At 38.5% G+C, this 23,988-nt stretch carries 21 protein-coding genes; 17 read left to right on the forward strand and 4 right to left on the reverse strand.

Features of this window, described 5'->3' with window-relative positions; genetic code table 11:
- Positions 1 to 18: 18 nt before the first annotated feature.
- The gene (locus AAGS61_RS02320; protein WP_391366858.1) at positions 19 to 402 is read right to left on the reverse strand and encodes a hypothetical protein; all 384 of its coding nucleotides are present in this window, start codon (positions 400 to 402) and stop codon (positions 19 to 21) included.
- Between the two features lie 852 nt (positions 403 to 1,254).
- Between AAGS61_RS02320 and AAGS61_RS02325 the strand changes: the two genes are divergently transcribed.
- From AAGS61_RS02325 to AAGS61_RS02345, 5 genes are all read left to right on the forward strand, one after another.
- Positions 1,255 to 1,413: a hypothetical protein gene (locus tag AAGS61_RS02325; RefSeq protein ID WP_391367308.1), complete on the forward strand. Its 159-nt coding sequence runs from the start codon at positions 1,255 to 1,257 to the stop codon at positions 1,411 to 1,413.
- Positions 1,414 to 1,508: 95 nt separating this feature from the next.
- The gene (locus tag AAGS61_RS02330; protein WP_391366860.1) at positions 1,509 to 3,533 is read left to right on the forward strand and encodes a hydantoinase/oxoprolinase family protein; all 2,025 of its coding nucleotides are present in this window, start codon (positions 1,509 to 1,511) and stop codon (positions 3,531 to 3,533) included.
- Positions 3,534 to 3,557: 24 nt separating this feature from the next.
- Positions 3,558 to 5,537 carry a hydantoinase B/oxoprolinase family protein gene (locus AAGS61_RS02335; RefSeq protein WP_391366861.1) on the forward strand — a complete coding sequence of 660 codons (1,980 nt, stop codon included), beginning with the start codon at positions 3,558 to 3,560 and terminating at the stop codon, positions 5,535 to 5,537.
- Positions 5,538 to 5,628: 91 nt separating this feature from the next.
- A complete protein-coding gene (locus tag AAGS61_RS02340) occupies positions 5,629 to 7,038 on the forward strand; it encodes a purine-cytosine permease family protein (protein WP_391366863.1) in 1,410 nt (469 codons plus the stop codon).
- Between the two features lie 362 nt (positions 7,039 to 7,400).
- Positions 7,401 to 7,895 (forward strand): DinB family protein, encoded by a 495-nt coding sequence (locus AAGS61_RS02345; protein WP_391366865.1) that lies wholly within the window; start codon positions 7,401 to 7,403, stop codon positions 7,893 to 7,895.
- A gap of 71 nt (positions 7,896 to 7,966) precedes the next feature.
- Here AAGS61_RS02345 and AAGS61_RS02350 read toward each other — a convergent pair whose 3' ends face one another.
- Both AAGS61_RS02350 and AAGS61_RS02355 read right to left on the reverse strand, forming a co-directional pair.
- On the reverse strand, positions 7,967 to 8,749 hold the full coding sequence (locus AAGS61_RS02350; RefSeq protein WP_391366866.1) for an enoyl-ACP reductase FabI: 783 nt from the start codon (positions 8,747 to 8,749) through the stop codon (positions 7,967 to 7,969).
- A 797-nt stretch (positions 8,750 to 9,546) separates the two neighbouring features.
- The gene (locus tag AAGS61_RS02355) at positions 9,547 to 9,795 is read right to left on the reverse strand and encodes a ferredoxin (protein ID WP_391366868.1); all 249 of its coding nucleotides are present in this window, start codon (positions 9,793 to 9,795) and stop codon (positions 9,547 to 9,549) included.
- A gap of 739 nt (positions 9,796 to 10,534) precedes the next feature.
- Between AAGS61_RS02355 and AAGS61_RS02360 the strand changes: the two genes are divergently transcribed.
- From AAGS61_RS02360 to AAGS61_RS02380, 5 genes are all read left to right on the forward strand, one after another.
- Complete coding sequence (locus AAGS61_RS02360) at positions 10,535 to 11,569, forward strand: helix-turn-helix domain-containing protein (RefSeq protein ID WP_391366870.1); 1,035 nt, start codon at positions 10,535 to 10,537, stop codon at positions 11,567 to 11,569.
- Positions 11,570 to 13,009 (forward strand): RecQ family ATP-dependent DNA helicase, encoded by a 1,440-nt coding sequence (locus AAGS61_RS02365; RefSeq protein WP_391366872.1) that lies wholly within the window; start codon positions 11,570 to 11,572, stop codon positions 13,007 to 13,009. It begins immediately after the preceding gene.
- 77 nt (positions 13,010 to 13,086) lie between these two features.
- A complete protein-coding gene (locus AAGS61_RS02370) occupies positions 13,087 to 13,746 on the forward strand; it encodes a LysM peptidoglycan-binding domain-containing protein (RefSeq protein WP_391366873.1) in 660 nt (219 codons plus the stop codon).
- Between the two features lie 93 nt (positions 13,747 to 13,839).
- The gene (locus AAGS61_RS02375) at positions 13,840 to 14,604 is read left to right on the forward strand and encodes a metallophosphoesterase (protein ID WP_391366875.1); all 765 of its coding nucleotides are present in this window, start codon (positions 13,840 to 13,842) and stop codon (positions 14,602 to 14,604) included.
- 220 nt (positions 14,605 to 14,824) lie between these two features.
- A complete protein-coding gene (locus tag AAGS61_RS02380; RefSeq protein ID WP_391366877.1) occupies positions 14,825 to 15,781 on the forward strand; it encodes a YpdA family putative bacillithiol disulfide reductase in 957 nt (318 codons plus the stop codon).
- A 62-nt stretch (positions 15,782 to 15,843) separates the two neighbouring features.
- On the opposite strand, the gene AAGS61_RS02385 is transcribed toward AAGS61_RS02380, so the two are convergent.
- Positions 15,844 to 16,812 (reverse strand): asparaginase, encoded by a 969-nt coding sequence (locus AAGS61_RS02385; RefSeq protein ID WP_391366878.1) that lies wholly within the window; start codon positions 16,810 to 16,812, stop codon positions 15,844 to 15,846.
- Positions 16,813 to 16,901: 89 nt separating this feature from the next.
- On the opposite strand from AAGS61_RS02385, the gene prsW reads away from it, so the two are divergent.
- From prsW to der, 7 genes are all read left to right on the forward strand, one after another.
- Entirely contained in the window at positions 16,902 to 17,576 is a 675-nt protein-coding gene (prsW, locus tag AAGS61_RS02390) for a glutamic-type intramembrane protease PrsW (protein ID WP_391366880.1), read from the forward strand.
- Between the two features lie 95 nt (positions 17,577 to 17,671).
- Complete coding sequence (gene sleB / locus AAGS61_RS02395) at positions 17,672 to 18,436, forward strand: spore cortex-lytic enzyme (RefSeq protein WP_391366882.1); 765 nt, start codon at positions 17,672 to 17,674, stop codon at positions 18,434 to 18,436.
- 9 nt (positions 18,437 to 18,445) lie between these two features.
- Positions 18,446 to 19,696: a PepSY1/2 domain-containing protein gene (locus AAGS61_RS02400; protein WP_391366884.1), complete on the forward strand. Its 1,251-nt coding sequence runs from the start codon at positions 18,446 to 18,448 to the stop codon at positions 19,694 to 19,696.
- An 81-nt stretch (positions 19,697 to 19,777) separates the two neighbouring features.
- On the forward strand, positions 19,778 to 20,434 hold the full coding sequence (locus tag AAGS61_RS02405) for a flagellar brake protein (protein WP_391366886.1): 657 nt from the start codon (positions 19,778 to 19,780) through the stop codon (positions 20,432 to 20,434).
- Between the two features lie 150 nt (positions 20,435 to 20,584).
- Positions 20,585 to 21,259 carry a (d)CMP kinase gene (cmk, locus tag AAGS61_RS02410; protein WP_391366888.1) on the forward strand — a complete coding sequence of 225 codons (675 nt, stop codon included), beginning with the start codon at positions 20,585 to 20,587 and terminating at the stop codon, positions 21,257 to 21,259.
- A gap of 105 nt (positions 21,260 to 21,364) precedes the next feature.
- A complete protein-coding gene (rpsA, locus tag AAGS61_RS02415; protein WP_391366889.1) occupies positions 21,365 to 22,510 on the forward strand; it encodes a 30S ribosomal protein S1 in 1,146 nt (381 codons plus the stop codon).
- A gap of 160 nt (positions 22,511 to 22,670) precedes the next feature.
- Entirely contained in the window at positions 22,671 to 23,981 is a 1,311-nt protein-coding gene (der, locus tag AAGS61_RS02420) for a ribosome biogenesis GTPase Der (protein WP_391366891.1), read from the forward strand.
- The last annotated feature ends 7 nt before the right edge of the window (positions 23,982 to 23,988 follow it).

A 23,988-nucleotide genomic window follows, 5' to 3' on the forward strand; every position in this document is an offset into this window, starting at 1 on the left:
TTTTAATTGCTAGAGTAATTAATTAACAACCAAAAATTTATTATTGTTAATATTATAATCACCATATTCTCTCGAAAGCACTACTGTTTTCACTGCATGTTTTTTATTTGCAAATATTAATAAAAAACGGTCCTCTAGTACATCAATGCCCCCATTATCACCTTTAAAGTGAATGTTCATTGAATCTTCAATAATTTCTTTTGTTGTATAAGGTCCAAATACTTCGACACTAACCCATTCAAAATTAGTTAGTGCTGTTAAATCAATTTGTTTATCTCCTTGCTCTATTAGGGAGTGAATGTCCTTACCTAAAGTCGTATCTTGAGTCGCACGATTCCAAAAAAATTGAACAAGTAAAACAACAATAGCAAAGATTAAGATTATATAACCTGTTTTCTTCATGATTACCTCCATCTTATTTATTCTGAATAGTGGATTTTGATTCCTATAATTTTACATATTTAAATAAGACGTAGTATGTATAATGTAGTTCTACAACTAGATTGATATAGAAATATTAAGGCGCCATTTGCAAACTTAGCTCGTGCCTTAATAATGCCCTCAATTATTTATAAACCGTACTTCTCAAAAATATGGTGGAACGTATTTGCTTATTAGCGACGCAACCAGAAATAACCGTAAATACTGTACAACAAGAGGTAGATAGCAGTTTCAAAATTGTTCGTGATATAGAAAATATAGAACACAAGCAAAGTGTATCTGAACATCCAAGTATAAGACAAGCTGTAAAATCACTCGGATGCGATCCATGATTAGTACGGAAAATACAAAAATACCAATTAACACGAAACATAGCATAAGAAGACTAATGATGTAATTATGCCTCATAATTGTATTTACGCATGAAAAGTGGCGAAAAAGCAATGCTTTCTCGTGTCATATTACAATGATAATGAAAAAATATATCAATGATTTTCAACAAAATATCTAATAATGATCTATTTAAAACATTTAGGAAGACAGAATGAGCATTTTCAAAAGGAAAAATGCTTTTTTTTTATTTTCTAAAGAAGTTGGCATGAGAATTGCTGTTATGAAAGTGTATGAAATTTTAAGTGAAAAGAGGTTGATATTTATTACAAATCCATTAAAAGAAGCGTTAAGAAATATTAGATTAGAACCATTTTCCACATCCAACTACGTTCATTGAATAACAACAATCACAAAGATTAGCTGCTATTTTTTATAGAAAGGAAAGGTATTTATTTAAAAGATATAGAAGGCAATATATACATTGATAGTGTGTCTTCTTTATGGGATGTAAATATTGGGCATGTTCGTGAAGAAATCGCCGAAGTCGCGAAGGAGCAAATGTCTACATTAGTATTTAGCTCATGTTTTGCTACATTCAAATGTAAGCGCAATCAGTTATATGTTCTAAGATTGCTATAGAAGTTAGTAGCTATAAATATAGTCTTCTAATAATTTATCTGAATATTCAGAAAAAATATGTCTTTTAAAACTATTAAATGAAAGAAGGTATCTCTATGACACACACTCGTTTAGCAATTGATGTTGGTGGAACGTTTACAGATGTATTTGTTTTTAATGAAAATACAGGAGAAGTGTTTGTGACGAAAACATCTTCTACACCTTCAAACCCTGAACAAGGAATTTTAAATGGGATTGAAAAGGCCGAATTGAATGGGAAGGACATTAAAATTTTCTCTCATGGCACAACAGTAGGAACAAATGCATTAATTGAACGAAAGTTGCCGAAAACAGCGCTCATTACAACAAAAGGCTTCCGTGATGTAACTGAAATTCGTCGTGGTACGAAGGAAGACATATGGGATACGTATAAAGATACAGCAAAACCTTATATTCAACGGCGTGATCGGTTTGAAGTCACGGAACGGATAGATTATGAAGGAAATATTGTTGAAGCGATTCAAGAAGATGAGATTCGCGCATTAGCTAAGAAACTAAAACGTCGTAATACAGAATCCATTGCAGTTTGTTTCCTTAATGCGTATGTGAATGGTGAAAATGAAGTAAAAGTAAAAGAAATTTTAAAAGAGGAACTACCAGATGTATATGTTTGTATATCAAGTGAGGTACTTCCAGAAATTTTTGAGCATGAACGTATGAGCACGACGATTATTAATGCGGTTCTTGGTCCAATTATGAGTAATTATATAAACAAATTGAGCGATGAAATGCGGAAAAAAGGCTACGAAGAGGAAATTTTAGTTTTACATTCTGGTGGTGGAGTCATGACGTCTAGTACAGTTCCTCGTTATGCTGCTAGGTTAGCGAGTTCTGGTATTGCTGCTGGAGCGATTGCTAGTAAACATATTGCTAAGTTATGTGGATTTAATAATGCGATAGGTTTAGATATGGGAGGTACGAGTACCGATATTTCACTCATGTATGATGGTGATATTCGTATAACGAAAGATTGGTCTATTGAATATGGCTATCCTATTGGATTCCCGAGTATTGAAATTTTAACGATTGGTGCTGGTGGTGGTAGCTTAGCTTGGAAAGATGCAGGGGGTTCCTTACGTAATGGACCACAAAGTGCAGGGGCAGTTCCAGGGCCTGCATGTTATGGACGTGGGGGGACAGAGCCAACAAACTCGGATGCTAATTTAGTGTTAGGGCGATTAGGTGTCAATTTATTAGACGGGACGATGCAACTGGATAAAGAGGCAGCAATACAAGCTGTGAAGAAAATTGCAGATGAATTTAATCATTCTGTCGAAGAAGCGGCGAATGCGATTATCGAAGTTGCCAACGCCAACATGAGTGATGCAGTTCGATTAATTTCTGTACGTCGTGGATACGATCCACGTGATTTTGCACTAGTAGCATTTGGCGGTGCAGGGCCATTACATGGAGCATATTTAGCAAAAGATTTAAATATCCCCAAAATTATTATTCCCTCTCATCCAGGAGTAGCAGCAGCTATGGGGTGTTTACTAGTAGATGTACGACATGATATCTCTAAAACCTACGTGAAAAAAGCGAATGACGTTTCTATTGAGGAGCTCACAAGTCAGTTTAATGACCTACGAATAGAGGCGAAAGCGCTATTAGAAGATGAAGGCATTTCAGATGAGACATCTACATTGATGAACTATATGGATCTTCGTTATAAAGGGCAATGGCGTTCATTAGCTGTTGTCGTACCAGATCAATTGACGTCATTGGATGATGTATTAGCAGCCTTCCACAGAGAGCATGAGCGAGAATTTGCCTTCTCTGATCAAGAACAAGTCGTTGAAATATATGGCTTACGTGTGACAGCAATTGGTACAGTACCTAAACCTGATTTTCCACAATATGCACCAGAAGGCTCGATTGATGATGCTTATAAAGAAACACGTCCCGTTTATTTTGAGGGTAAATATGTTGAAACGAAAGTATATAATCGTGACAAGCTCCCGGTTTACACACAACTGCCGGGTCCAGCAATTGTAGATCAATTAGATACGACGACAGTTATTCCACCAGGGTTTACAGCGGAAGTAGATGTTTATAAAAATATCATTATTACGGTGAACTAATACACGATAAGGGGGATGAGATTTATGAGTACAATGAAATTAGTAGAAAACAATAAAGTACAAAATCTAGATCCTGTAACATTTGAAGTTTTAAAAAACGGTTTTGTAAATTTGGTCGATCAAATGGCAGAGCAAATGTTACGTACATGTTATTCGTTTGTTATTTATAACCGAGATTTTAGTTGTGCATTATGTGATGCTCAGGGAAACACTATAATGCAAGGGACGCAAGATATTTCAGTTCATGTAGGGACATTACATTTAACTGCTAAGGCTGTATTAGAGGATTTTGCAGATGATATTCACCCTGGCGATGTATTTTTAGTAAATGATCCATATCGTGGTGGGACGCATTTTAGTGATGTAAGGGTCATTCTACCTGTATTCCATGATAAGAAGCTAATTGCGCTCATGCAAACAAATGGGCACTGGGCGGATGTCGGTGGTTCAAACCCTGGATCCTTTGATATTACAGCAAAAGAACATTATGGTGAAGGGTTACGTATTCCGCCAGTACGTATTTATAGTAAAGGTCAATATTTAAAAGATATCGTGAATATTATCGTGATGAATATGCGTATTCCAGAAGAACGTATTGGAGATTTACGTTCACAAGTAGAAGCAGCGAAAGTTGGCGAAAAACAACTAAAAGAGATGATTGAGAAGTATGGTATTGAGACGGTTTTATTAGCTTTCGACGAAGTGCAAAATTATGTAGAACGCTTAACAAGAGCAAAAATTAAATCATTGCCTAAAGGGGAATGGGAAACAGTTGATTATATTGATATGGACCCACAACTAGGGGATGGTTTAATTCCAATTTGTGTTAAAATGACCATTACAGAGGATGAGATTTTATATGATTTAAGTGGTTCTCACCCTTATATTAGTTGTTTCTTAAATGCTGGGTTTGGTTCGGCGCTTTCAGGAACATATGCAGGGACAAAGACCTTTTTCCCAGAAATTCCACTAAACTCGGGCTTCTATCGTGTAGTGAAAATACACCTTCCTGAAAACTCGGTTGTCAATGCACCTAGTCCAGTGGCTGTATCGGGCTATTGTTCAGGTTCATTTGAAAAGATTATGAATGCGTGCTTTGAATTATGGTCGAACATTATGCCTGAACGTGCCATTGCATGTTCATTTAACTTAGAGTATTTACTCATTGGTGGCTACGATAAACGGCAAGATAGTAATGAGTATTTCATGTGGTACGACTGGATGGCAGGTGGTCATGGTGGTCGTGTTGATCGGGATGGTGCGAATACAACTTCACCTGTGTTCGGAGTGGGATTAAGTGTTCAGCCATGTGAAGGTCAAGAACGCTTGTCACCGGTCATTACGACGAAGCATGAAATCATTACAGATTCTGCAGGTCCAGGGAAATATCGTGGTGGCTGTGGTGTTGAAAAGGGAGGTATGTTAACAGATATAAACCATACAGTCATGTCTTATTGCTGTGATCGCTCTCGCTCTATTACATGGGGCATCATGGGGGGATTACCGTCTATCGCCCAAGGTGCCATCTTAAATCCGAATCAAGAGGATGAGGAGTTTTTAGGGACGATTTTCTCGAACGTAGAGGTGAAAAAAGGAGATTCCTTTACACGTCCATCTGCAGGAGGTGGGGGACTAGGTGATCCGTTAGAACGCGATGTAAACGCCGTATTAGAAGATGTGATTGATGAGTATGTTTCGATTGAACGTGCGAAGCTTGATTATGGAGTAGTAATCTATGAAATTGATCGTGATATCGATGCATTTGAAATTGATTATGAGGCTACCTCCATAGAACGTGAATATATTCGCAAGAATCGTCATCAATGGTTAGAAATAGACCCTAATGAGGTAGAGGAGATGTATAATGCAGGAGAAATTAATCAAATGGATGTAGTTCGTCGTTACGGTGTGATCATGGATTACAAAACGAATAAGGCATTACCAATCTCGACTAAGCAATATCGAGAAGCGATGAAAAAACGCTCTTTAGCCTACTGGTCGTAGTCAGGGAGTTGAAGGACTACTAATTGTTTTGGTGTTATATGGAACTTCTTCTTAGTGTAACTCGTAACCAATGTAAAGGAGTGGAACACAGATGGAAGTAGTAATACCAAGAGACGAAGAGATAACGGATGTTTTAGAAAATGAGAAACGGGATGATTTCGCCTTAGAGAAAGTACCCCGAGATGGGCGGTCCATGAATTGGGCAAGCATCACCAATATTACACTTGGTGTAGCAACAGCAATGCTTTTCATACAAATGGGAAGTTTAATGGCTGTGAGCTTTGGAGCGATGAATGCTTTATTAGCTGCTATTTATGCAACCGTTATTGGAGGAACCATAGGCGTTGGTATAAGTTATTTAGCTGCAAAAACTGGATTAAATGTAAACTTATTAGCTCGTGGCGGTGGATTTGGCTATTTAGGTGCATCCATTACTTCGCTCATTTATGCATTAAATTTCATAATGTATTGTGGAATCGAAGGGGCAATTATGGCCTATGCTGTGCATGAATATGTACAATTCATTCCAGTTTGGATGCTTATGGTGTTTTTCGGTCTTGCTGTGATTCCATTAAATTGGTTTGGTATTAAACAATTAGACAAGCTTCAAAAGTGGACTATGCCCATTTTTATTTTCTTTATTGTAGTTGGTTTTTTCATGTTGGCAAAGGAAACAACATTTACAGGAAATATTTGGACATTCTTACCTGAGGGCGTGGAAGTCGGTGGAACATCTTTGCTTGCTTGTATTGGGATTATGAATGGCTTAGTTGGAATTATGGCTTTGTTAATCTCAGATTATGCCCGTTTCATTAAACCATCTGAATTTAAACTGGGGGTATTTATGGTTGGCTTTATGCCTCAATTTATTTGCTTCTTTGTAATGGGCGTGATCGGTATTTGGTTTGGTGTTCAATTAAACGAGCAAAATCCAGGGATATATTTTGTTCATTTATTAGGCATCGGTGGTGTGATTTTTACAATATTAACACAGCTTCGTATTAATATTACAAACTTATATAGTAGTTCGCTGTCGTTAGCGAATTTTTTTGAAAATGTATTTAAGTTCAAGCCAGCTCGAGTGTTTTGGGTCATCGTAACATCGGTTGTAGCGATTTTTCTTATGTTATTTGATGTGATTAATCATATTGGTAATTTACTAACATTCCAAGGTGTATTTTTACTGTCATGGGGTGCAATTCTAATTAGCGATGCATTAGTAGTGAAGCGTTTAATGAAAATTGGACCATTGTATTTCGAATATCGTCAGCATTATTTATACGCTTGGAATCCTGTGGGCATTGTGTCTCTAGTAGTTTCTTCGGTCATTGGTTCTATAGCTGCATTTGGATATATGGGAAGCTTTTTGCAAAGTGTTGCCGCCTTTTTTGCAGCGCTACTAGCTTTTGCTTTAACGATTGTCATTGCGATTATCACAAAAGGTAAATATTATGTGAAACAAGAAGCAAACGACATTCCTGATTATGAAAAACTAGCATAGCAACATACTAACATTAGTAGTACGAACCAAGACCATGGTTTGTGCTACTCTTTTTTTAGTAGAACTGCGATGGGATAATATTGAGCCGAAGAAAAGTAATGTAATCTAGTTAATGGAAAATAATAAAAAGAAAAGCTTGAAAGTATCGTACTGTATGTTTACACATGGTATTACGAAGCGGAAGTTAGTGTGGAAGAAAATCGACTATATAATTATAAATATGGCTTTTCACCATTTGTTTTCCTTCTTTAAATTTCGCCATCCTCACCACTTCGTCCAGCTGTTCTTTGTTTATTCTAATTTTAGTTCTACATAGGGCATCCCTTGAATATGAGATAGTAAGAGCTAAAGGGGGATGGATCATGGAGCATAATGTGAAAATTCGAGAAAAGATTTGGGAAAGTATTAGTAGTTTAACGGATGAACAATTAAATGCAGTGGTGGAAGAAGGTACGTGGAGTATTGCGCAAATACTAGAACATTTATATTTACTAGAGGAGAATGTAGGAAAGCAAATTGCTAAAACGTTGTTAAATAAGGATGTGAATGTACTAGGGGCATTTCCAGTTCATGTAGTAGCAGATCGAAAACGAAAAGTAGAGGCGCCTCATTTTTTGCTTCCTTCTAATGAGCCTCAAACGTTAGCGGAACTGAAACATAAATTAACTACATCAAGAGAAACGTTAATGCATATCATTGGGGAGGCCTCCGATAGCGATTTAACCGAGAAAGCTTTTGCCCACCACCGCTTTGGCACATTGTCATTGAAGCAATGGGTAGCGTTAATTGGTTACCATGAAGAACGCCATCTTGGGCAAATTGAAGAAGTGAAACAAGCATTAGCAAAAAAGGTCTAAACATCTATTTCGAGAAACCGTGTAGAATAGTAAAAGGACCGAGCCAAAACGTGATGGCTCAGTCCTTTTTGTTATCCCATAATATTGTAACCAGAGTCTACATAAATTGTTTCCCCTGTTACACCGCGTGATAACTGGCTTAACATACCGATTGTCATATCCGCAACTTCTTCTTGATTTGTGTTGCGTTTTAGAGGAGAAGTTTCTTCGATTTTGTGTAAGATTTGATTGAAGCTTGGAACGCCTTTCGCTGCTAGTGTGCGAATAGCACCTGCTGAAATCGCATTGACACGAATACCGTCGCGACCAAGGTCTGCTGCTAAATAACGCATAGCTGCTTCAAGTGCCGCTTTTGCTACACCCATCACATTATAGCCGTCTAGTACACGCTCAGCGCCTAAGTAACTCATTGTCACGATAGAAGCACCTTCTGCTAAGTAAGGTTTCGCTGCTTTACTTACTGCTACTAAAGAATAAGCACTTGTATCTTGCGCAAATGCATAGCCTTCTCGTGTTGTTTCAACGAAGCGGTTCTTTAAATCTTCTGCATGTGCAAATGCTACTGAGTGAACGATTCCGTGAATTGAACCAAACTCTGTACCGATTTGTTCGAATGCTTTTGCGATTGACTCATCATTATTGACATCGCATTCAATGACTGCTGTTTTTTTATCGCTATAATCCGTTAAAAGCTTTTCGATTTTCCCTTTTGAACGGTCTTTGCGATATGTGAAAATAACGTTTGCGCCAACTTCTAATAATCGTTTTGCGACGCCCCAAGCGATGCTTCGTTCATTTGCCACGCCCATTACGACGATGTTTTTATTAGTTAATTGTAAAAGATCCATGCTCATACCCCTTTATCAATACGGTCTATTATTAGTACCAACTACTAAAACTAACTATAACATTAAATTATTATTGTGGCAATTAGAAAATATAACTCACGTCAAAAGAGCGCGAGTAGATGTCCTCTCTTAATGTATATAAGTTTATTTACCTACATTTTGGTTAAAAAATGAATATTTTTATTCGAAATAAAGCGCTCTAGCAATAGCTACTGTGATAAAAAAGAGAGAAATTTACTAAAAAGAGGATTTGCACGGCGAGAGAAAAAAGTGCCTTTTGGGACCGAAAATGAACATAATCAAGCCTTTTTCGAAAAAATGTATCGTCTATACAAATAGGGCATACATGTCTTTAGGTTGTAGTTAACTATAAAAATAATACATTCCTCTCTATCATGATTATAATAAACAGTACTGTGCGGTTTTTTTAGTAAGAAAATCATCTGCACAATTTAAAAAACAACAAAATCTTCCTATGTCCATTTTGGTATACGACTTAATTGAGGATAAGTGCCGTTTAGCACCATCGTCCCAGTTTGACACTTGTTTTAAATTAAGTTGTATCTCGATTTCTCTATTTGACATTAACTAGGCATTAAAAATAATCGGTTTTAATAGCAGGGTGTAAAAAAAAGAGGCATTTGCTTTTCATTCAACTGTAATTTTTAGTACAGCCAAGCATTAAAAGGGGCGTTCTCAACTGTAGCATAATTAGCATGGTTGCACGCTATGAATGTACGTATATTTAACTATCAAAAAAGGATATGCAGTATTTGCACATCCTTTATAATTACATTGGTATACTATTCGTATTTTAATGAGTCGCCATCGAATGATGCTTCTGCTACTTTAATGGAATCAGTAGGGCAACCTTCGAAAGCGTCTTGTAAATCTTCTAGTAAGTCTTCAGGTACTTCTGTAGTCCCCATGTTATCATCTAAAATAACGAAAGCAATTCCTTCGTCATCGTAATCATAAATATCTGGTGCAGCAGCGCCACATGCGCCACATGCGATACAAGTATCTTTATCAACAATTGTATATTTCGGCATTGTTACCTCTCCTTTTGTCATTGCTCTTCCGTAAGCTTCTTTCTTATTCTAAAGGTGTTTACTATACTTTTCAACAGCGAAAACACGAATTTCATACAAATGTATGAGATATGAAAACCTTGTGAAATAAAGGTTTTGTCAATTGACAGATGTCAAACGGCTTCATTATAGCATATTTAACCGAGTTTAAAAAATTATATTTCAAGCTCTTTCTCCAACAAGCTTATTTTAGCACCAAATAATAAATGACGAGAAATACAAAAAATTATATATGATATGATTATCTATCCGAGTAAAAGCCTATGGTAAACGGTCAAAAAACTGCCGTATCCGGTCAAAAAAACTGTGGTATCCGAGCAAAAAGTCGCTGCATTCGGTCAAAACACCTCGGCACGAGTAAACCCTTGCTGTATCAAGTCAAAATTGAAGCCCCCGACTGATTGAAGTTTCACTTTATACTATAATGTAGCAGAGGTGATTACATGGGGTAGCTGAAATCGTTACGGTTGTATTCATCATATTAAAGCTAACAGGAGTGATTGCATGGTCTTGGTGGTTAGTCCTATTACCAGTAATCATCTCTTTTAGCATGTATGCTTTTATACTGTTGATAAAATTAGTCATAGTGATTATTACTGTAATCGTCATGAAAAAGCTTTAATATCCTTGGTATCATAGGCTTTTTTGCATGATTCGGTTATACTTTTTAACAATACATTACGAAAATGAGGGATTTGCTTTGATTTTACAACAAATTCTTTTGCATATTTTTTATAAATTGAATAACGAACGGACGATTAATGCGGCCTACCATTTGCTTCGTGGAAAACGTTCGGGTCAGACGATTCAAGATGTCGGTATTTTTAAACTGTATCCGCATTTTGGCTTGTTAAGAAAGCTATCTCGTCAAACATTTGAGCAAGAGGTGCAGACATTACGAGATAACGATTACATAACGGTAGACGAAAATGGTTATTTTACGTTAACAGCAGCAGGTGAGGAACAGGTAAGTCAACTGCAGCTTCCGTACTTTGACGGCTGGCATTACCGCGGAAATGAGCATATTTTTTTCGCGCGGCTATCGCTCGTTGTCCAAAGCTTGTCCAATCAATCTGCGGGTATTCACGCGTTTATACCTGTACAGCGAGAGGAACAAATTCAAGCATGGTGTCGTCAATTTTTACGGGACACTAAGTATCAGTCAAATGCCATCCAGCAATCCCTTTATGAAGAAATCATTAGTAGCTTAGAGCAGTCAGCGATGCCAACTTTACAGAAGGAGTTACTGATGAATCGTTTAACAGGTGTTGGGGTAATCGGCATACCGTGGCAGCAACTGAGCTTTGAATATCAGATGCCCGAGTTAGATTGTCAATTGCAATTTGTCAGTGGGCTTCATCGATGGCTCGATGCAATCAATCATGATGGAACGCGCTGGTCATATTTATCGAAACTGGCAGAACAGATTCGCATGGAAAATGTATTGACCGGTTCCGCGTATCAAACAGCACAGCTCTATCATCAGGGATATGCTGTAGAGCAAATTTGTGAAATGAGACGTTTAAAACCGAGTACCATTGAGGATCATTTAGTTGAATTAGCGATAAATGAGCCAACATTTGATATTACACCATTTGTGACAATGGAAGAGCAACGACAAGTGCATAGTGCGGTGGAAGATTATGCGACACGAAAATTAAAAGTATTACATACAGTCCTGCCACATTTAACGTATTTTCAAATTCGCTTAGTCCTTGCGAAAGGGGAGGTGTAGATGTTGTTAGAACAGACATTGCAACAAATCTTTGGCTACGATACATTTCGACCCGGACAGAAGGAAGTTATTGAGCAATTACTCGAAGGACGTGACTGTATCGCCTTATTACCGACAGGGATGGGGAAATCTTTATGCTACCAGCTACCAGGCTATCTGTTTGAAAAACCAGTGCTGATTGTGTCACCATTACTTTCTTTAATGCAGGACCAAGTCGATCAGTTAAAGCAACGCGGTGAAAAGCGGGTTGTGGCGTTAAATTCTTTCCTATCGCCGAATGAAAAGGCATATGCACTCCATTTTTTACATGAATATCGTTTTATTTTTACATCCCCTGAAATGCTCACGCAGCAGCCCGTTCGTGAGCGTTTAATGGAGATGGAGTTGTCGCTTATTGTGGCGGATGAGGCGCATTGTATCTCGCAATGGGGGTTTGATTTTAGACCAGATTATTTACGTATAAATGAAATTTTGCAGCCTAATCGTCCACCGATTTTAGCATTAACAGCAACAGCGACGGATTCGGTATTAGCGGATATTCAAACGTATTTACACATGAAAGAGCCGTATCAATTTATCCATCATGTAGACCGAGAAAATATTAAACTGGCCAAATATACATTTTCGCTAAAAGAAGAGAAGCAACATTGGATTTTACAGCACGTCACAAGTACAAAAGGTCCAGGCATTATTTATATGCCGTCACGTAAAAAATGTGATGAATTCAGTCAATTGTTAATTGAGCGAGGCATTTCTGCAGTAAGTTACCACGCTGGAAAAGAAGCGGAGGATCGGCAATTTATTCAACAGCAGTTTATTCAAGGGGATGTCGAATGGATTGTAGCGACCAATGCATTTGGCATGGGGGTACATAAGCACAATATTCGACAAGTGATTCATGAGTCTATGCCGGCCAATATATCGAACTATATGCAAGAAATAGGGCGCGCAGGACGTGATGGGGAAGACGCGTTAGCCATCTTACTCTATGCGGAAGGGGACGAGCATTACGCGCACTATGTATCGATTGAAGACTTACCGAAATCTGCCCATGTTGATGCCTATGTCCAACGTCTACAGCTGCAAGAAAATCCAAAAATAATGCTCGAAACAGGGGAGATATCTGAAACGGCCTATCGTGTGTTGGCGTATTGGATGCAGCAGGAAGCACCGCAAGCTGTCAAAAAACGACTAACTCAAATGGAAGCTGCAAAATATCAGGCGGTACAAGAAATGCTTCAAATCATTGATACATCGAACTGTATGCGTCGTCAGCTCGTGCAGTATTTTGGGCAAAAACTGACTGCCGTACACGCCATTTGCTGTAGTAATTGTGGCTTTCATATCCGCGATGTAACGGAATCTCGTGAATTGCTTCAACCACAAAAAACAATGCAGTGGGAAGAACGGTTGCGAAAATTGTTGTTTGGGCGTAACTGAAACGATTTCGACCGTTTACTTTTCTCGTAAATTTCGTCATAATATGAAATAGATAGCGAAGTTTGGAGGGTATGCAAATGACGAAAGAAGACTATCGCGAAAAAATCGAAGAAGATCGTCAAGAAATTGAGCTCGAAACGACTAAATCTAGAATGTCTCGCTCAACAGGTAAAATAAAAAAGCGTAAAAGCCCACTTATGCCTACTTTACTTGTCATCTTCATATTTATTCCGTTATTAGTGCTTATTTATACGCAATTTATTTATGAACCTACTAGTCCAGTAGAAACAGTAGAGCAAACAAATGATGTTGTACAAGTAGAAAAAAATGAACCGCCGGTAGTAGCTGAAGCAGCAGATGATGAGGAAGAGGAAGACGAGAAAAAAGACGGCAAAGCAACTTCTGAAAAGCTAGATGATGTATCGGAAGAACAGAAAAAAGAATTAGCAGCAGCTCAAGCAGCAGCGGCGGCTGAGGCAACAAAAGCGGCGCAAGAAAAAGCAGCAGCTGAACAAAAGGCAAAGGAAGAAGCAAAAAAGAAAGCCGAAGAAGAGGCGAAGCGTCAAGCTGAGGAAGCGGCGAAATCGAAAAAAACGCATACAGTCCAATCAAATGAGACATTATACCGTATCGCGATGAATTATTATAATGACCCAAATGCAGTGGAAAAAATCAAAAAAGCAAACGGTTTAAATTCAGAATCCATTTATGTTGGACAAACACTTGTTTTACCGTAAAATAATATAATATGTGTACATAAAGTACAATATGGAAAAAGACGGACCCATGCGCATGGAGTCGTCTTTTTCTAATGAATGGGAGGAAGCTAGATGACCTGGATGTATGGCGTATTTTGCATCTTGCTTCTTTTTGTGCTCTATATGGTCAAAGAAGCACATGAAAACAATATTCGCACACATGCGGTGCAAGCTACAGGGAATGAAGATCAATTTGCTGTGTTCTTTATTTCGGATGTCCATAATCGGCGGATTTCCACGCATATGCTGCAACAAATAAAGCCGGTAGAAGCTGTGATTATCGGTGGGGATTTTGTAGATAAACGTGTGCCATTAAAGCAGATAAAGGAAAACTTACAAAAGCTTAGGAAGCTGGGACCCATCTACTTTATTTGGGGGAATAACGACCGAGAAGTAGGAGAAGAACAGTTGCGGTCATTATTGGCTCAGTATGATGTAACCGTTGTAGAAAATGATGCGGTGTTATTGCCAAACAGGGCAAATCCGACATGGATTAGCGCAATTGATGATACATCGACACGCGCTTATAGCTTTGAAAAGGCACTTGAAAAATGTCAGGACGGGGATATTACGCTGTTTGTTTCACATAACCCTCAAGTTTTTTATAAAGCCTATCCGTTGCATAAACCGACATTAATGATGGGGGGACATTTACACGGTGGACAAATTCGATTAGGTCCATTTAGTGTGCATCCGCACGGCTCATTTTCCATACGAAAAGGTGTACCTACTTTAGTAAGTAACGGGTACGGGACAACGCTTATCCCACTTCGTTTGATGGCCAAACCAGAGTGTCATATCATTACGATCACATGCCAAAAAGCTGATTGCATATAATGCGACAGCTTTTTTAGATAGGAAAAAGTTTCGGGAATATGCGCAAAGAGGTGTCTTTCTAAAAGCACATAGTATGAGGAATAAGTATACTTGTTTGGATAGGTTTAAATTTCCAGTTAAAAAATGTTGTTTAACGTACAAATCGTCGAATAGGCTCGAAATAGAGAAAGAAAAGCGGTACACTAAGAGTAATTGGATTGTTAGAAGGAAGGTTTTATTCATGGAAAAAGTAGATGCAATTATTGTCGGCGGAGGCCCATGCGGATTATCGGCAGCAATTGAGCTTCAAAAAATAGGATTAAAGCCAATTGTCATTGAAAAAGGAAATATTGTTAATGCATTATACAATTATCCGACACACCAAACGTTTTTTAGTACAAGTGAAAAATTAGCGATTGGCGATGTGCCATTTATTATAGAGGAGCGCAAACCGCGTCGAAATCAGGCGCTTGTGTACTATCGTGAAGTAGTAAAAGCGAAAAATATCCAAGTAAATCGCTTTGAAAAAGTGAACGGTGTAGAGAAAAAAGGTGACCAATTTATTGTTTCTACGACAAAAGGGCAATATGAAACACCTTATGTAGTCATTGCGACAGGTTATTACGATCACCCGAATTATCTCGGTATTCCAGGCGAGGATTTGCCGAAAGTGCACCATTACTTCAAAGAAGCGCATGCATTTTTTGATACGGATGTGGTCGTAATTGGCGGCAAAAATTCAGCTGTTGATGCTGCGTTAGAGTTGAACAAAGCAAGTGCCCGTGTAACGGTTGTGTACCGAGGGAGTGAGTATTCACCTAGCGTCAAACCGTGGATTTTGCCAGAGTTTGATGCGTGTGTTCGCAGCGGGGAAATTACGATGCACTTTGAAAGTCATGTCACAGAAATTTACGAAAATCAGATCGTCATTGACGTACAAGGTGAGAAGAAAATCGTGAAAAATGACTTTGTCTTTGCGATGACAGGCTATCATCCGGATCATGATTTTATTCGTGAAATGGGTGTGAACATCGATCAAGAAACGGGACGTCCGTATTTTAATCCTGAAACGATGGAAACAAATGTAGAGAACTTGTTTATTGCTGGGGTCATTGCAGCAGGGAACAATGCCAATGAAATCTTTATCGAAAACGGTCGCTTCCATGGGGATTTAATTGCTAAGAAAATTAATAGGTAAATCGAGTCGTGGATGTTTTATGGAGCATCCACGACTTTTTATTTCCACTACAGCGATGTGTTTTAGGCGAAAAAGAGTTTTAAGTCAATCGGTGTATGGGCTTGATTGATGCCGATTAAGAGCTTCAAACGGGCTTTTTGCCCATTAATGCCGTTTGCAAAAATGACACCAGCATCCTCTAATTGTTTACCGCCACCTTCATATCCGTAAATTCCTTCTGCGATTCCGTTAAAGCATCTTGAAACGAGGACGACGGGGATTTGCTGTGCTAATAGCTTTTTTATCGTATTCGCCACAGCTGGCGGCACATTTCCTTGGCCTAACCCTTCAAGTACTAACCCATCGTACCCCGCTGTATGAACCGCTTCAATAAGATCAGCTTCCATCCCAGCGTACACCTTTAATAATGCGACACGCTTTGTCATAGCCTCTAGTGGTACATATTGTCTTCTAACGGGCTGTTGCTGGATATGAATAGCTTTTTTTGTGACTAATCCAATCGGACCGTATTGTGGACTTTGAAATGTATTGACGCTAGAAGTTGACGTTTTCGTAATATTAAACGCTTGATGGATTTCGTCATTCATAACAACGAGCACACCTTTTTTACGTGCCTTTTCATCACAGGCGACACGTACGGCTTCTAATAAGTTATAAACACCATCTGCCCCGAGTTCATTAGAAGAACGCATCGCTCCTGTTAAGACAATGGGAAAGTCAAAATTCGTCGTTAAATCTAAAAAGTATGCCGTTTCTTCTAACGTATCTGTCCCATGTGTTATCACAACACCGTCAATTTTATAGAGCTGTGTTTGTGCTATAATAACATTACGTAATGCTAACATTTCAGTGGGCGTAATATGTGGGGAAGGTAAATTAAATGCTTCTACCTCGATGATGTGTGCGTAGGTTGATAGTGTTTCCTTTGCATCAACAATTGGATTTCGCTCGTTTGGCAAGACGGCACCTTCTGGACTCATTTGCATTGAAATGGTCCCGCCTGTATGAATTAATAAAATATTTTTTTTCATCAGAAAACCTCCTGTTTGCACTTTCTTGCAACTGTTTTTGTTATAATAGGAAAGATGAATTTGTTTTGAATGTAAGGAGGTAGTGACATATGTTCATATTGTTATCGGCTGCGATTGCACCAGGTCTAGCACTCCTGAGCTATTTTTATTTGCGTAATCAAATGTCTACAGAACCAAGACGCACACTCCTACACTCATTTATATATGGGGCGCTCATTACATTCCCAATCATGTTCATTCAATTTGTACTTGAGGAAGAACAAACGTTTTCAAGTTCGTTTTTTACAACCGTCGTATTTACAAGCGCAATTGAAGAGTTTTTTAAATGGCTTGTCATTTTTACGGCTATTTTGCGCCACGTAGAATTTGACGATCCATATGATGGCATATTATATGGTGCTGCTGTGTCATTAGGGTTTGCGACAGTAGAAAATATTTTATATTTACTATCATTTGGTATTGATAAAGCGTTTCTTCGCGCCTTGTTACCTGTATCGAGCCATGCGCTATTCGGTGTTGTAATGGGCTATTATTTTGGCAAAAGTAAGTTTTCAAAAGATGATAAGCAAATCGAATATTTACTGCTTGCACTTATAGCGCCTATGATACTGCATTTTAGTTATAACACAATTTTAACGCTTAAAGGCAATCTTATGTATCTAGTAGTGCCGTTTATGTTGTTTTTATGGTGGTTTGGCCTAAGAAAAGTGAAATTGGCGCATCGTCATTTAGTCGTGCATTTATATGAAAATAATAAAATGTAACTAGCTTTTGTTAACAAAATTCGTTAGCAAAAGCTTTTTTTGTGTATAAAATGTTTCTCCTTTTCCATCCTACCTAGAAAAGGAGTGATATATGGATGATGAAAAAATGGTTGTTCATTTTAATATTATGTTTCGGTGTAGTGCCGATACAAACGAATGCTTTTTCGTCACAAGTTGTAGAGCGTGGTGCGTTTGGTGATGATGTCATTGAATTGCAAGCGAGGTTGCAATATATCGGGTACTATAAAGGGAAAATTGATGGGATTTTCGGCTATGGTACGTACTGGGCATTGCGTAATTTCCAACAAGACTACGGTTTAAAAGTAGACGGTCTTGCAGGTTCAGAAACAAAAAAAGTACTGACAAATAACTCGAAGTATTATCAAGCATTTGTGCAGGAACAAATGAATAAAGGGACGAGGTTCACCCATTATGGTGGCATCCCACTGGAGCAACAAGTGCAACAAGGAACGAAAAATAGTCAAATTCAATTGCCTAATAAATACTCGGAGCAAGATTTACAACTCATGGCGAATGCCGTTTATGGTGAATCGCGTGGTGAGCCGTATGAGGGGCAGGTGGCAGTAGCTGCGGTTATTTTAAATAGGCTGGAATCAGATGAATTTCCAAACACTATTTCAGAGATTATTTTCCAACCTCGAGCTTTTACAGCCGTAGCGGATGGTCAAATTTGGTTAACGCCAAATGATCGGGCTAAACAAGCAGTGTTAGATGCGATGAATGGGTGGGACCCTTCAGAAAATGCGCTTTATTATTTTAACCCCGAGACAGCGACGAGCCCATGGATTTGGACGCGGCCTCAGATCAAACAAATCGGCGAACATATTTTTTGCTATTAGAGGTGTAATATGAAAAATACATTATATTTATTAGGCATTTTGTCCTTTGCTTTAGTGCTGTATACGATCCATCTTTCACAAGAGAATGGGGAATTAAAACAAGCCGTCCATGCACAATATACAAGTGAATTAGCAAGTGCGTCAGAAAAATTGAATAACCTATCGAAGACCGTACTGCAAGCACAATTGTTTCAAGATGAACAAGCGCGTTCAGAAGAAATGGATTCCATTTGGCGATTAAGTAATGAGTTACGTAATTCCATTACTAAACTGCCGATTCAATCGGAAGTAGCAAGTGAGCTTTTAAGTTATTTAGGTAAGATGGGTGAGCAAGCGAAGCGAGGGACCGAAGCGGATTGGGAAGGTATTTCGCAAAATATGAAAATGTTATCTGAAGACTGGACTGTAGCAACAGCTCGCTATTTTGCAGCAGACAGTGATTATAATACATGGCAAGATCATGTACTGGATGAAGTCAATTCGCCATTTAAGCAAGTGTCTACTACTGTGAAAAGTTATCGTGAAGCGAACTTCCCTATTACCGCGAGTGAGTCAGATTATCAGAAAAAACGCGAACTGGCACATATAACAGATAAAGATGTGACAAAAGAACAAGCGGTGAATAGAGTACAGGAGTTATTTCCAACGATAGATGGTGCGACACTGACTGTATCCATGAATGCAGACGATGCTGCCTATCCGTTCTATCATATTCAATTTGTGCGAGGCTCTCGACTTGGTTACGCGGATGTAACAAAAAAAGGTGGGCATTTGCTGTCCTTTTTATTGGAGCGTCCAGTGAATGAGCAAAGTATTAGTCAACAACAAGCACGTGATACGGCAACACAATTTTTGAAACAAGCAGGTTTTACGGATGTTGTTTATACGGAAGCACGAGAAAATCATGAAGCATGGCATTTCGTATTTACACGACAAGCGGGCGATGCACTTGTCTACCCAGATAGTATCCAATTGAAAATTGCGAAAGATAATGGCGAAGTGTTAGGTGCGAACACAATGGAATATATACAAAAGGAAACAATTCCAGATACAAAGCCTACTCCTTTGAATGCAGATGAATATTTTACGGATCGAGTGACTGTTGAGGATACAAAACTAGTTTATACGGAAAATGCGGGATATGAATTAGTGCTTTGCTATGAAATGACGGTGCGGGTGAATAATGATACAAATGATACATTTCGCGTATTAATTGATGCAAATACACATGATGTTATCCAAACAGAGAAATTAATCTAATGAAACAATACCTTCCCTTATAGAAAAAATTGCAAATTCGTGCCATAATAGGGGTATTATTTGTGATTTGAGGGGTTAGACATGGAACTTAAAATTGGCACGATGTTAATATTAGAACCAACTTATACCGAACGCTTAGAGAAATTTCGTTGTAAAGTGTTAGAGCAAACAGACGGTGTTATTTACATCGATTATCCTGTTAATACGATTACGAAGAAGACGGCTTTTTTAATAGACGGTGCACAGTTTCGAGTGACATTTAACAATGAGTCAAAACAAAGCTTTGCATTTAATACGGAAGTATTAGGGCGTAAAGCAGGGAATATCCCCATGATTATGTTAGCCTATCCGCAAGATGAAGAAGTGATTAAAATTCAACGGCGTGAATATGTACGTGTCGAAACACCTGTGGACATTGCAGTGGAGTATGATGGGGTTTTCACACAATTCATTGCGGCAGATATTAGTGCGGGTGGCGTGTTATTAAATTTACGAGAAGCCGTTAACTTTAGCGATGGTGATACGGTTCACTTAACGATTGTGTTGCCGTATATGAATGGGGAAATCCGTTATGTACAGACAGATGCACTAGTTGTGCGCATTTTTGAGCGGGATGAACGTACATTTGCATCGATGCAATTTACAGATACGGATGATTTGGATAAACAATATGTTGTGCGCTTCTGCTTCGAACGACAACTGCAAATTCGCAAAAAGGAATTAAATGAAAGCCTATAGTCACCAGCGATGGTGGCTTTCTTTTTTAGGAAAATGGTTCTTCCAGTTCATCAATACGTTTCATTAATGATGTACGTACAACTAGAGTAGAAGTGCATGAAAATTTATATGAATATGGTACAATGGTGGAGGAAAGTAGGGATTATACTGATGGCTAAAAAAATTCAAATTGCAATTGATGGTCCAGCCGGAGCTGGTAAAAGTACAATCGCGAAAATTGTCGCAGAAAATTTAGGGTTTACATACATTGACACAGGGGCAATGTATCGTGCAGTAACGTATAAAGCCATAGAGACAGGCATACAATTAGAAGACGCAGTAACATTAGAAGAAATGCTTCGTGAAACGGAAATTAAATTACAACCTTCAAATGAAGGACAACTTGTGTTTGTGGATGGGAACGATGTGTCAGATGCCATTCGTTCGAATGAAGTAACAGCTCATGTTTCACAAGTGGCAGCGTATGCTAATATTCGTGAGATTTTAGTAGGAATGCAAAAACAATTAGCTGCTGCGGGTGGTGTCGTAATGGATGGCCGTGATATCGGAACGTATGTATTACCAGCTGCTGAATTAAAAATCTTCATGTCTGCTTCAGTGGAAGAGCGTGCTCGACGCCGTCATTTAGATAACGAAAAACGCGGTATCTCATCATCGATTGAAAAACTGAAAGAAGAAATTGCGCTTCGAGATAAAATGGATAGCGAGCGAGAAGCTTCGCCACTGATTCAAGCAAAAGATGCACTATTTTTAGATACGACATCGTTAACGATTGACGAGGCTGCTACTGCTATTTTAAACTTAGCAAAAGAAAAAATGGTGTAATTACCAGTTCGATTACATGAAATTTCTGAAAACAAAGGGAAAATTTTTGTTTTTATGATTGTTTTCGAATAAAATAAGAATGGAAGATGCAAAGGAGGGTTACATATGTCTGAAGAAATGAACTTAGGTGTAAATGAAGGATTTCAAGAAGGAGATATTGTAAAAGGTGTTGCTGAGCAAGTAGATGAAAAATCAGTAACAGTTTCAATAGAAGGTGCTCCATTCGATGGAATCATCCCGATTAGCGAACTATCAAGCTTGCACATCGAAAAAGCTTCTGACATCGTATCAGTAGGTGATACGCTTGAACTAATAATTACGAAAGTTGAAGAGGAAAACTACGTATTATCGAAACGTAAAGTAGATGCTTTACGTGCGTGGGATGACCTTATTCAGAAGTTTGAATCGGGTGAAGTGTTCGAGGCAGAAGTGAAGGATGTAGTGAAAGGCGGCTTAGTCGTTGATTTAGGCGTGCGTGGCTTCGTTCCTGCATCATTAGTAGAAGATTATTTTGTAGAAGATTTTGAAGATTATAAAGGCAAAAAGATGAGCTTCAAAATTACAGAGCTTGATAAAGAAAAAGGACGTTTAATTCTATCTCACCGTGCAGTAGTAGAAGAGGAAAAAGCGTCGAAGAAACGACAAGTCATTGATTCGGTTAAAGAAGGCGATGTGTTGCAAGGGAAAGTGCAACGTTTAGCGAGCTTTGGTGCTTTCGTTGACTTAGGTGGCATCGATGGCTTAGTGCATATTTCACAAGTAGCACATGAGCATGTAGAGGATGTATCTACTGTATTATCAGAAGGGCAAGAAGTGAAAGTGAAAGTGCTGTCAGTTGACCGCAACAATGAGCGTATTGCTTTATCGATTAAAGAAACAATCCCTGGCCCTTGGTCTGGTATTGAAGAGAAAGCAAAAAAAGGGTCTGTTTTAACGGGGAAAGTAAAACGTTTAGTCACGTTTGGTGCCTTTGTAGAAGTGTTCCCTGGGATTGAGGGGCTTGTGCACATTTCGCAAATTTCACACAAGCATATTAACACACCTCACGAAGCTTTAAAAGAAGGGCAAGAGGTACAAGTGAAAGTACTTGATGTGAATGAAGCGGAAAAACGCTTATCGCTCAATATGAAGGACTTACAAGCAGACGCAGAAAAAGAAGAAGCGTTCGACTATGAATTACCAACAGAAAATACGGGTTTTTCATTTAGTGATGTAATTGGTGATCAGTTAAAGAAATTCACACAAAAATAATACTGTAAAAATAAGGCGGGCTATTTGCTCGTCTTATTTTTATCGGATGAATATGTGTTTAGAGGCACTTTCACCGTTTTGAATGTTATGAAAACATGCTATAGTGTGAAGATTGGTGTATAATACAAAATCGAGAAGAAGTTTGGAAGGATGATAACAGATGACAAAACCAGTAATCGCCATCGTTGGTCGTCCGAACGTAGGTAAATCGACAATTTTCAACCGTATTGTTGGAGAACGTGTATCGATCGTGGAAGATATTCCAGGTGTGACACGTGACCGTATTTATAGTTCGGCAGATTGGTTAGCACATGAATTTAATATTATTGATACAGGTGGAATTGAAATTGGTGACGAGCCGTTTTTAGAGCAAATCCGCCAGCAAGCTGAAATTGCCATTGATGAGGCAGATGTCATTATCTTTATGACAAATGGTCGTGAAGGTGTGACAGCAGCAGATGAGCAAGTGGCAAAAATTTTATATAAGACAAAAAAACCAGTTGTACTAGCTGTCAACAAAATCGATAACCCCGATATGCGTGAAATGATTTATGATTTTTATTCACTAGGATTTGGGGAGCCGTTCCCAATCTCAGGTTCACATGGCATTGGCTTAGGGGATTTACTTGATGAATGTGCAAAGCATTTCCCGAAAGAAGATGAAAATCAATACGACGAAGATGTCATTAAGTTCTCGTTAATTGGTCGTCCAAATGTAGGGAAATCTTCATTAGTAAATGCTTTCCTTGGACAAGAGCGTGTAATTGTATCGAATATTGCCGGTACAACGCGTGATGCGATTGATACACCATACACGTATGAAGAACAAGATTATGTCATTATTGATACAGCAGGGATGCGTAAAAAAGGGAAAGTGTACGAGTCCACAGAGAAATATTCTGTCCTACGTGCGCTACGTGCAATTGAGCGCTCCGATGTTGTATTAGTTGTCTTGAATGCGGATGAAGGCATTCAAGAACAAGATAAAAAAATTGCTGGCTATGCGCACGAGGCAGGGAAGGCAATCGTTATCGTTGTAAACAAATGGGATGCTGTTGAAAAAGATGAGAAGACAATGAACTTCTATACACAACAAATTCGCGAGCATTTCTTATTTTTAGATTATGCACCGATTGTTTTTGTATCAGCGAAAACAAAGCAACGTGTACATCAAATTTTCCCGATTATCCAACGTGTAAGTGAAAATCATGCAATGCGTATTCAATCATCGATCTTAAATGAAGTGATTGAGGATGCTGTAGCGAGAAATCCGGCACCAGCAGATAAAGGTCGCCGCTTACGTTTATATTACACGACGCAAGTTGCTATTAAGCCACCAACGTTTGTCGTATTCGTCAATGAACCAGAGTTAATGCATTTCTCTTATGAGCGTTTCCTAGAGAATCGTATTCGTGAAACGTTTGATTTCGAAGGGACACCAATTCGTTTAATTACACGTGCACGTGATTAATTCGATA

Origin of the sequence: Lysinibacillus sp. KU-BSD001 (assembly GCF_042920265.1) — a bacterium.
GTDB lineage: Bacteria > Bacillota > Bacilli > Bacillales_A > Planococcaceae > Lysinibacillus_B.